Annotated in this window: 8 protein-coding genes; 4 read left to right on the forward strand and 4 right to left on the reverse strand. The window is 58.2% G+C overall.

Annotation, left to right across the window (positions count from 1 at the left end):
* Window positions 1-1,183 (reverse strand): tyrosinase family protein (locus C9413_RS21465; RefSeq protein ID WP_170250877.1); only part of this gene is annotated, 1,183 nt, incomplete at its 3' end.
* A 91-nt stretch (window positions 1,184-1,274) separates the two neighbouring features.
* Between C9413_RS21465 and C9413_RS21470 the strand changes: the two genes are divergently transcribed.
* From C9413_RS21470 to C9413_RS33690, 3 genes are all read left to right on the forward strand, one after another.
* Window positions 1,275-1,478, forward strand: coding sequence for a hypothetical protein (locus C9413_RS21470; RefSeq protein ID WP_166677337.1), 204 nt, complete (start codon window positions 1,275-1,277; stop codon window positions 1,476-1,478).
* A gap of 609 nt (window positions 1,479-2,087) precedes the next feature.
* On the forward strand, window positions 2,088-5,114 hold the full coding sequence (locus C9413_RS21475) for a DEAD/DEAH box helicase family protein (protein WP_082046624.1): 3,027 nt from the start codon (window positions 2,088-2,090) through the stop codon (window positions 5,112-5,114).
* Between the two features lie 509 nt (window positions 5,115-5,623).
* Window positions 5,624-5,791 (forward strand): hypothetical protein, encoded by a 168-nt coding sequence (locus C9413_RS33690; RefSeq protein WP_223844055.1) that lies wholly within the window; start codon window positions 5,624-5,626, stop codon window positions 5,789-5,791.
* Window positions 5,792-6,077: 286 nt separating this feature from the next.
* Here C9413_RS33690 and C9413_RS21485 read toward each other — a convergent pair whose 3' ends face one another.
* The 3 genes from C9413_RS21485 to C9413_RS21495 are packed head-to-tail and all read right to left on the reverse strand — an operon-like array spanning window position 6,078 to window position 8,242.
* Window positions 6,078-6,686, reverse strand: coding sequence for a hypothetical protein (locus C9413_RS21485; RefSeq protein WP_170250878.1), 609 nt, complete (start codon window positions 6,684-6,686; stop codon window positions 6,078-6,080).
* A gap of 9 nt (window positions 6,687-6,695) precedes the next feature.
* The gene (locus C9413_RS21490) at window positions 6,696-7,613 is read right to left on the reverse strand and encodes a hypothetical protein (RefSeq protein ID WP_040114106.1); all 918 of its coding nucleotides are present in this window, start codon (window positions 7,611-7,613) and stop codon (window positions 6,696-6,698) included.
* Window positions 7,610-8,242, reverse strand: a complete 633-nt coding sequence (locus C9413_RS21495; protein ID WP_040114107.1) for a hypothetical protein — start codon at window positions 8,240-8,242, stop codon at window positions 7,610-7,612. Before C9413_RS21495 ends, C9413_RS21490 begins: the two co-directional genes overlap by 4 nt.
* 293 nt (window positions 8,243-8,535) lie before the next feature.
* Here C9413_RS21495 and C9413_RS21505 point away from each other — a divergent pair.
* Window positions 8,536-9,400 (forward strand): DNA cytosine methyltransferase (locus C9413_RS21505; RefSeq protein ID WP_170250880.1); only part of this gene is annotated, 865 nt, incomplete at its 3' end.

Consider the following 9,400-nt stretch of genomic DNA (forward strand, 5'->3'; position numbering starts at 1 on the left):
AGATGGGAATAAGAGCAAGGTCCCGCACCGTTGGCGAAGGTCCAGGACGAACGATGACCGGCGAGGCTGCCAGCGTCCCGCCCGGCGCGGTGGAAGGTCGCGGCAAGCCGGTGACCTGGTTCCATGGCCACATCGTGTCGCCGAGCTGATGGCCAATCCGTCCGGTGTCGGAGGGGCTGAAAGCTTCGGTTTCGGCCGGATCATAAAGCGCGTTCAACCATTGCCACTTGGCCCAGATCCGGTCGACATTGCAATGCAGCATGAAGAACAACGGATCGCGGGCGGCGAGCGGGATACGCCGGATGAAGCTTGACCCCTGAAAGCTGGTATGGGCCATGCCATGCGGGTTGCCTTCCATATCGGCGAAATTGCGATATTGCGTGGCAGCCGGGAACGGCGCGAGCGCAAGCGTATCCGCCTCGCTCAGCACCGAGGACGGGCGGGCATTGGGCAAAAAACCCATGCTGCGCAGAATGCCGAGCTGGCCGTCGGTGATCCAGCTCTCCAGCGGATGGCCCGCCGTGAAGACGAGGCGGCCGTTGGCGTTTGGAAGGCCCATGAAGGCCCTGGTGAAGACGTTTGGAGCCGGTTCGTCGAAGCGCCAGTACGGCAGCGCCACGGACGGGTCGATGGCCTGCAACTCGCGCTCCAGATCGAGCAGGTAGCAGCGGTGCCAAGGGAGAAAACCGACATCAAAATGCGCCTCATCGGAAGCAGGACGGTCGACATGCATGTCGCGAAAGTCGCGGAATCGTCCGCTGCCGGCGGCATTGAGTGTACCCATCGCCGCCAGAAAACGGTCGCGTTCATCGTCGGTAAGCCCATTGGCGTTCTTGCGAACGCGCACCATGGCCGCCTGGCTGATCAGTTGGATGCCGCCTGGGACATCTGAGATCGTGTAGCCGCTATCTCCGTCCTGGATGCTTGCCGTTCCAAACAGGCCGGCGATCCAGATGCCGATCGGGCTGCCGTCCTGAGGCAGGTCGATCTCCAGCACCTGCTGCATCGGATCGGCTCGCGCCTCTGAGAAGCGAAGCTCGACCGCGGTGCGGCTTGCAAAACGCACACGCGCCGGATTTGCTCCCTCGGCATCGGCCAGCCGGATGGAAAGCTTGCGCGGGGTCCAGTCAAGATAGGCTATGCCATTCGGATGTACGGATGAAAACTCGACGTCTACAATCATGGCGCGCCGCCCTGATCACGGTAAAGTTGAAAGCGCCACCATCGCACAGCTTTCCCTAGCTGCCAACGGCCGATCGCGTAAAATCGGAAAAATGTCGGGCGAGCGTCGCGGCGAACGGCAAGCGATATGCAGGACGGATACGTCCACCAAGCTCGGCAAGCACGGGAGCGTCGCGAAGGAAACGGAGGTGCCGCGACGCACGCTTGTCCAGGAGCTCGAAAAGAACTCGAACTTTTTCACGACCGAGGCCCTGCCGTCGGACAAGCTGTACCACGAGGTCGACATCGCGCTCTGATCCGCGTGCCTGAAGTAATGATGGCAGTCAAACGCGGCCGGTTTGGCTGTCGCAGACGGACGACCGCTTGGACGCTGCCCGGCCTGGGCAGCCTGAAAAGGTAGCGCAACGACCGCAACCGACCAAGCCAGCGCATTTCGAGGCGTCGTTGGCTCGAATCGGTTCAAGAGCAAAAACATATATTTGCGCATCAAAAATCGAATTGCGCGCCGCAGCTTCATCGGGGGGGTGTCCAGTTTCAGCAAGGGACCCATGTCGTTGAAGAGACTGAGGGCGAAAGGGCGGATCTGGTCGCCCGCTTTTCCGGCAGCACACCGATCGGCCGGACGAGCAGCGCATTGATCGCGCCCGCCTTTCGTTCTAGCTCAGAGTTTGATCGCGCGTTCCCCTTCCATTCGCTGACGTGTGCAGTCATCATGCGCAAGCACTTATTTTCAAGAAGAATGCATAAGAATGCAGGTTGTTGATCATATCGTTAAGCATCCTGAGGTTTTAGTATTGTAGTTCCTAATCGGTCGGGAAAACCGTCGCATATAGGGGTTCGAAAAGGCTCTCGTCTTTCTGAACCCTTTTGGCATCACGGGTTCCCAACCCTTCTGAGGCTCCTGGATGACGCAATCATGTTTTGAAGCGATGTCGGAGGCGATGTCGATCCGTCTTGAGCACCGCGACGAGACGGGAAAGGTCAGCCACGCCGGTCTGAGGAAGACGCAGTTGGCGGCGGCATATGCGGGGGCCGCGCACGCCCTTCATTCTCAAGAGGCTGCGACGATCGCCATGCCGACCGGCACGGGCAAGTCAGCGGTTATGATTCTGGTTTCGGCGCTCGTCAAGGCGCGACGTGTCCTCGTTATCGTTGCGTCCGCACGCCTTCGCGAAGAGCTCGCGGAAAAATTCAGCGAAGTCGATCCGTTTCGCAGGCTGGAGATGCTGAAGAGCAAGATCGCGCCCAGGGTGAGACGGGTCTATAATCGCATCACAGACGAGGCCGGCTGGCGGGCGCTTGATGAGGCCGATGTCGTTGTCGGGCTGCCACAAACCTTGAGCCCCGCCTACAAGGGCGTTTGCCCGCCACCGAGCGGCTTCTTCGACCTGGCTTTGATCGACGAGGGACACCATGCGCCGGCGGAAACCTGGCGCAAATTGATCGAGGATCTCGGGCCGATACCGAAGATCCTGTTTTCCGCAACACCCTACCGGCTTGATCGGCGCAGGATGCCAGGCCCGATCATTCATACCTATTCGGCGCGGGCGGCCTACAAGGACGGTGTCTTTGGAAAAATCGTCTATCACGCCGTCGCTCCAGGAGAGGGCGAGACGCCGGACCAAGCCATCTGTCGCGCCACCTTGGCCCGATTCAAGGACGACAGGAAGAAAGGTCTCGATCACCGATACATGGTGAAGGCGTCGACCAGGCGGCGCGCGCAACAATTGAAGGAACTTTACGAAGCAGAAGGCGCGCGCATTGCGGTGGTCACGAGTTCCTACGCCAAGAAGACGAATGACCGGGCAGTCGAAAGGCTAAGAGCGGGGGAGCTTGATGGTCTGATCTGCGTGCGAATGCTGGGTGAAGGTTTTGACGAGCCGAGACTCAAGATTGCCGCCCTGCACGATCCTGACAAATCCCTGCCGATCACCTTGCAGTTCATCGGTCGGTTCGCCCGAACCACTGAGAAGAACATAGGTCAGGCGAGCTTTCTTTCGGTCCCGGAAGTCACCCATGTGGTTGATGACCTAAGAGCGCTCTATCGGCGCGATTCGATCTGGAATGAGATTGTCGCCTCCCAGGCAGATGGCGCAATCATCGGTGAACAGGCGCATGAAGACTATGCGGACCGGATCCGATCGACCGGAAGGGTTGCAGCCAGAGAACCGCTGAGCGAGGCCTTTTGGGAGCAGCTTCGACCGCGGCAGAAAGCCGACGTGTTCGATTGCAGGGGTGTGCAGATCGACATGTCGAAGATGAAAACCGCATTCGACCGTCTCTACTTGCATTATGCACTCGAAAACGAAGACACGGCAATCCTGGTGACCGAGAAGCCCGGCACACCCAGCTGGCTGGTCGGCGATGCCATTGCGACAGAAAGCGTCCATCTTCACATGGCGTATTACAGCAAGAACTGTGATCTGCTTTTTTTCCATGCATCCGCCGACGATGTTACCTTGCGCGATAACTGCATCCGCGCGGTGGCAGGTAAATCATTGCCAGGCGTTCTGTTTCGCGATCTTGCCCGTGTGTTTTCGGGCACAAAGCTCCTTGCCCCCTTCAATGTCGGCTTGCGCACAAGGCAATATGGCGACGGCGCCGAGAGTTATCGCTCCTCCGCAGGCCGAGCTGCGGGAGATGCATTTGGCGCAATGGAAGCGGTTCGCTATGTGCGCGGCCATCTCGCAGCGAAAATCGACGATGATGAAATATTGGGGATGAGCGAATCGTCAAAGCTGTGGGGCGGGCAAAATGTCTCCGTGCAAGAATTCGCTAAATGGTGCGAACGGCTCGGAGCCGCCATCCGCTCCGATAGCGATCCGAGGGGCAGGCGAGGCTATTTCGGCGTGCCCTTTGTCGTTCCGCTGCGCGAAATTCCCGCGAGGGTCGTGGCCGCCGATTGGCCTCTCGATGTATATTCGAAACCGCTCACGCTCGTTCGTGTTTCCGAGGTTTCAGTTGCGTCGACTAGGTTTCAGGATTCGCCAGATGAGGTTTCGTCGGTCCCTTCTCCGCTGTCGCTCCTGCTTGATTGCGCAATCGAAATTGCGTCACGCCCGCAGCCGAGCGATCAGATGAGCCTGCGGATCCGGTGGGCAAGCGGCTATACCACGGTTAGCTATCAGCCGGGTGCGCGCCCGGTTTTTCGCCCCACAGAGCGAAAGAGCGGAACAGGGTTTGTCCCAACGGATCAGCTGCTGGTGAGGCGTGGTGGCAATTACGAAAAATTCCTGGACTTCATCAACGCGCAACCGCCAACCCTCTATTCCATTGATGGGGCAATCATTGTGGGGGCGGAAGGGACCGAGCCGCTGGCGGAATTGCCACTCGTTCCCTCTGAAGAAACCTTCGTCGAGAAAATCTGGCCCGCAACGGTCGATATCAGGAAGGAACGTTTGTCCGACGAGTTCCCGCACAGAATCGAGAGCATACAGGACGAAATCGCGCGCGAGCTCATCGTTGATGGGTTCGATGTCGTCTTTCATGACGATGGAAGCGGTGAATTGGCCGACCTGATAACAGTCCGCCAGATCGCATCGGAGGGTTTGCTACAGGATACCGAGATCACCCTTTGGCACGCCAAATACTCCGGTTCTGACGATCCCGGGCGGCGACTGCAGGATCAGTACGAGGTGCTCGGTCAAGCCATCAAGAGTGGACGTCGCCTGACCTATTCCGCGGTACGGGCGCACATCGATCGCCGCCATCAGAAGGGCGGCGACCATAAGTTTCTGGCGGGCGACATCGACATGATGCGTCTGCTTCTCTCCGGCGATGCGATGCAGAAGTATCTCTATCGCATCAAGGTCGTCCAGCCGGGAACGTCGATTTCAAAAGTGTCGGCCGACATCAAACAGATCGTTGCAGCGGCCGCACATCTGATCGAATACGGTGGATTGAACAGATTCGAGTATATAGCCAGTCCTTGACGCGATCTTAGGGAGCGAGCCGGGCGCTCATCGTGTTCCAAGCTGTCTGCACCAGTCGTGGACGGTGACGAATCGATGCTCGCTGCGGTCCAGACGGGTGCGGCGACCAGGAACAGGTAATAAATCGCGAAAGGATACATGACGTTCAGGATCGGCAAGGCGAGCCGATAAGCCCATCGCAGGCGGCACGCGGCCGATCCGCCGCAGCGTCTCGGCCGCTGCGATGGCGATTATTGACGCGTGGGCCGAGCCTTGAGCCGCAGGCGCTGCCATTCGTCACCGGCCGCAGCGGCCGACCCGGTAATGCTCTTCACTGGCATCCGTGCGGCGCAGGAGGATTTGGGAAGACGCGTCGATCGGCGTGGAGAGCAAGTAACGCCTGAGGAACCTGTCGTCATCGACCTGCAGCGCTTCACCGCTAATCTGAAGACGGCTTGGCAGAATGGCGAGGTGCGACCTACCATAAAAGGTCATATCGGCGGACCAAACTCTATCCGAAGAGGCCGACCATGCTTGAGCCGTATGAAGCTCAGATTCGGGCATGGCTGGAGGCTGAGCCGACCCTCTCGGCAGCCGTCGTGCTGCAGCGGCTGATGAACGTCGATCCGGTTCACGAACAAAAGCCTGCGGACGGTGCAGATGGCGGTGAAAGCCTGGCGTCAGGAGTCGGCCCTTGAGATCCTCAATGGTGACTGGATGACGATCACGCCGGCTCTTCCACTCGCCAAATCGTTCGGTAGCATTCTTCCATGAGGCAATAGGAGGGGTCAATTCTTCGCTTCGCTTGACAGCTGCCACTGAGATCATTGGCATCAGCTACTTGCGCGATGGCCAGAACTCCTGTGCCGTTGACATATTTCGCCCTGAGCTGGGTTCAACATCATGCCCTATGGGCGTGGGCCGATACTCGCCATTTGGCATACACCTTCGAACCGCTGAGTGCACGCGTTGAAAAATCCGCACTCAGATTGGGATATGGTCTGCCGCTGTCGAGATATCGCGATCCCCCGATCGCTTATAGCCGGTCATCCTTGCAGCACGTCGATGGCGTACAGAATCCGTGATCACTTGCCGCATGGCCTCCCACCCGGCAGGAGTTGCCAGCACAAGCCAGCCCTCCGCCGCCCGGTTTTGATATCCGGTGTCATAGGCCTCGATATTGCCCTGCGCCCACCTCATGGATTCCGCCATCATCTCTCCGTCTGCATTCTCCCATCGGAACAATCCCGTCGCAGACAGTCGCCATCCAAGGAGGAAGGCGACCGAGGGGTTCAGGGCCAGGAAACGGGCGTCGGACATGATGGAGCCCCCTGCGATAGCGGTGACGGGAACCGGCTGTAGGTGCCAAAGCATGGGATAGTCGCGGGCGAAATATCGTTCCTTATGCCAAAAATCGTGAACTGAGGGTTCGCTATCGTCGTCGAACTTCAGCGCGCGGTGACCGATGACACTGAGCCGACTTTCTTCAGAGCGGTCATTATCCTGTCGCGCAATCCTGGTTAACTCGGCCAAAACAACGTCGCCGGCGGGAGTATGGTAGGCCGTCGGCAGCGCCTCGGCAACGGCTGCCATCCATTCGTCCTAAGGATATTTGCCGAGTTCCTCTGCCGCGGGGATATAGAGCCAGTCGGGCCGGGGTAGAATGTTGACCAGATTTCCGGGAGGATCGGCTACTACCAAGATTTCCCTGACGTACGTCGGAATCCATTCCACCACCTCTGCATCGCAAAGCTCAGAGACCAGGAGCCCGAAAGCATGTTGAGCAACAAGACTGCGGGGTCGCCGGTATGTCAGCTTGAGCCCGATACGCTCATTGTGCCGATAAATTTCCCGCTCGATTTTAGCGGACCAGGTTTCTGGTGGTGCGACGATGCGCATGAGCTGCGCCATCCGGCGTACCAGATTGTCGAAGGATAGTTCCACATCGGAAGCCAGCCTTTTCAGGACGTGGTGGTACATCCGCGTAAGGTCGAAGGGATCTTCCGTATCCGGCAGTGGTTCCCCGGGCGGGGTAACGTCACCGGAAAGACTGATTTCCGGTTTTGGAGTTTCTGGAAAGTGAAGGCGGTAAAATGCGGGCAAGGGGACTTTTGCCGGCGCCGACGGGATCTCAAGTTCGAGTTGCTGGAGAACGTTTTGTGCGGCGTACCGGATGACGGAGGAACCCTGCCAGGCCAGATCGTTGAGATCCTCCACATAGCGTATGGCGATGGCTGGGTTGCTGACAGCAAGACACTCAAGGATCGAAAGCCCGGCAGTCTGTGCCTGATAGTCGTCTGCGATAGCCTTGCTCAACGCCGCGCGAGCGGCGCCAGACCTGTCGCCGAGCTCGAAGACGTCCAACAGGCCGTGCCGGGCCTGCCATGCCAAAGAGAGAGCCGGCTGGTCGATGTCGCGGGTCAGCAGACGAACGCTGATATCGCAATCGTGCGCTCGCGGTTTAAGATCGAGGGATGGTGGCCGGTAGGAACTTGATTTCCAGTCTACAAGTTGTGTCACGTGCTCTTCGATGTCCCGCCATAGCTCCGGAGCGGCAGTTCATCAAGAAATTCACCGAGCAATTCGTCCAAATAGCCAATTTGCTCCCTGGCCCGCAGACCATGTCCCGTATAGTCGGCAACAAAAAGTTTGAGCGCACGGGCTCGTCCATCGGTGGGATAAGCAATTCGAAGTGCGCGAGAAACGGCGTAATGGGATCCGCCATCGTGGAAGCGCGCCCATCCGTAAGGGCGGCCGTTCTCAATGAGACGTGTTATCGCCGCGTCAGCGATTTCGACCTCGCCCGCCGCATTCGCCGCATGGACGAGCACTTCCAGACTTGGTGACGTCAAGGTTTGTTGAAGAACGAGATTCGCTGCTTCCCTGACGCTCGGACCGCCGCCTTTGGCGAATAGGGCTCGGCCGATAGGCGACCAGTCGAGACCTCCGGTACTCACCGCCCGGGAGAGGATTTTGGCAAACTCCGTTGCATCATCTGCAAGTGATTGGACCCTATCCTGATCGAGGACAACGCCGTTCGGCATTTTCAAAGAAGGGGGCGTCGATTTTCGGCGATCGCGGTCGTCTTCTTTGTCCTCTCGATCGACACCGTCCAGGATATCACCGTATGCCTTGCCGGAAATCGCCACGGTTTGAGCGGAAACTCTCAGCATTCGGATCGCTTGGGCGGACCAGCGGCGTGCTGGACGCTGCGGAGGCCAATGTCGCGGTCAACGCCTCGCCAAATGCTGTGTCGTAACTGGAGAACGGCAAAAGAAGTCTTGCAGCCGCGACGAGGCCGGTGCCTCGGGCTTCGCCCGTGCGGGTTCGATTCCCGCAGCGGCCACCAGCTTCAGATGTCATATTCCCATGAATCGCGATAAAGCTGTAAAATTGAGGTTTTGACCGTCGACGTTTATCTTTGAGCTTGATACTGGTAGTCATGAAAATCGAAGTTGTGGATTTATTTTGTGGTGTCGGAGGGCTGAGCGCGGGTTTCCGTAAAGCTGGCATCAGCGTGCTGGCTGGCATAGACTTCGATGCTAGCTGCAAATACGCCTATGAGAAGAACATCAAAGCTGAATTCCTGCCGGCCAACGTTGCAGAATTGTCTGGTAGCGACATAGATAGGCTGTATTCTCCCGGTGCGACGAAGGTGCTAGTTGGATGCGCGCCGTGCCAGCCATTCTCAATGTATACGGGCCGATATCGGCAGAATGAGACCCCGGAAGATACCGACAAGCGATGGAATTTGCTTCGAGAATTCGCGCGGATCATTGAGGAGGTTCAACCCGATATCGTCTCGATGGAGAATGTCCCGCGTGTTGCAATCCATCCGGCGTTCAACAGCTTTGTGGATCGCTTGAAGGTAGCTGGCTATCAGGTGACCTATCAAAAAGTGCGGGCACAAAATTACGGAGTGCCGCAGAGGCGAACCAGACTGGTGCTTTTTGCATCTAAATTCGGTGAAGTGAAGCTTATCGAACCTACCCACCTAGACTCCCCGATGACCGTCAGGGAGGCAATTGGCTCTCTTCCTCCAATCAAGGCGGGCGAAGCTGATACCGTGGACCGGCTGCACCAATCCCGCAATCTCAAGGAAACGAACCTGCGGCGCATAAGGGCAACTCGCGAGGGCGGAAGCTGGAAGGATTGGGACAAAAGTCTCCAGCTCGCGTGCCACCGGAAGCCTGAAGGGAAATCGTTCAGAGCTGTTTACGGCAGAATGAGGTGGGACGAACCCTCGCACGACGTCACGACGCCGTGCTTGGGAATTGGCACTGGCCGGATTGGTCATCCAGAGCAGG

This window comes from Rhizobium sp. SEMIA 4085 (assembly GCF_013004495.1).
GTDB classification, from domain to species: domain Bacteria; phylum Pseudomonadota; class Alphaproteobacteria; order Rhizobiales; family Rhizobiaceae; genus Rhizobium; species Rhizobium gallicum.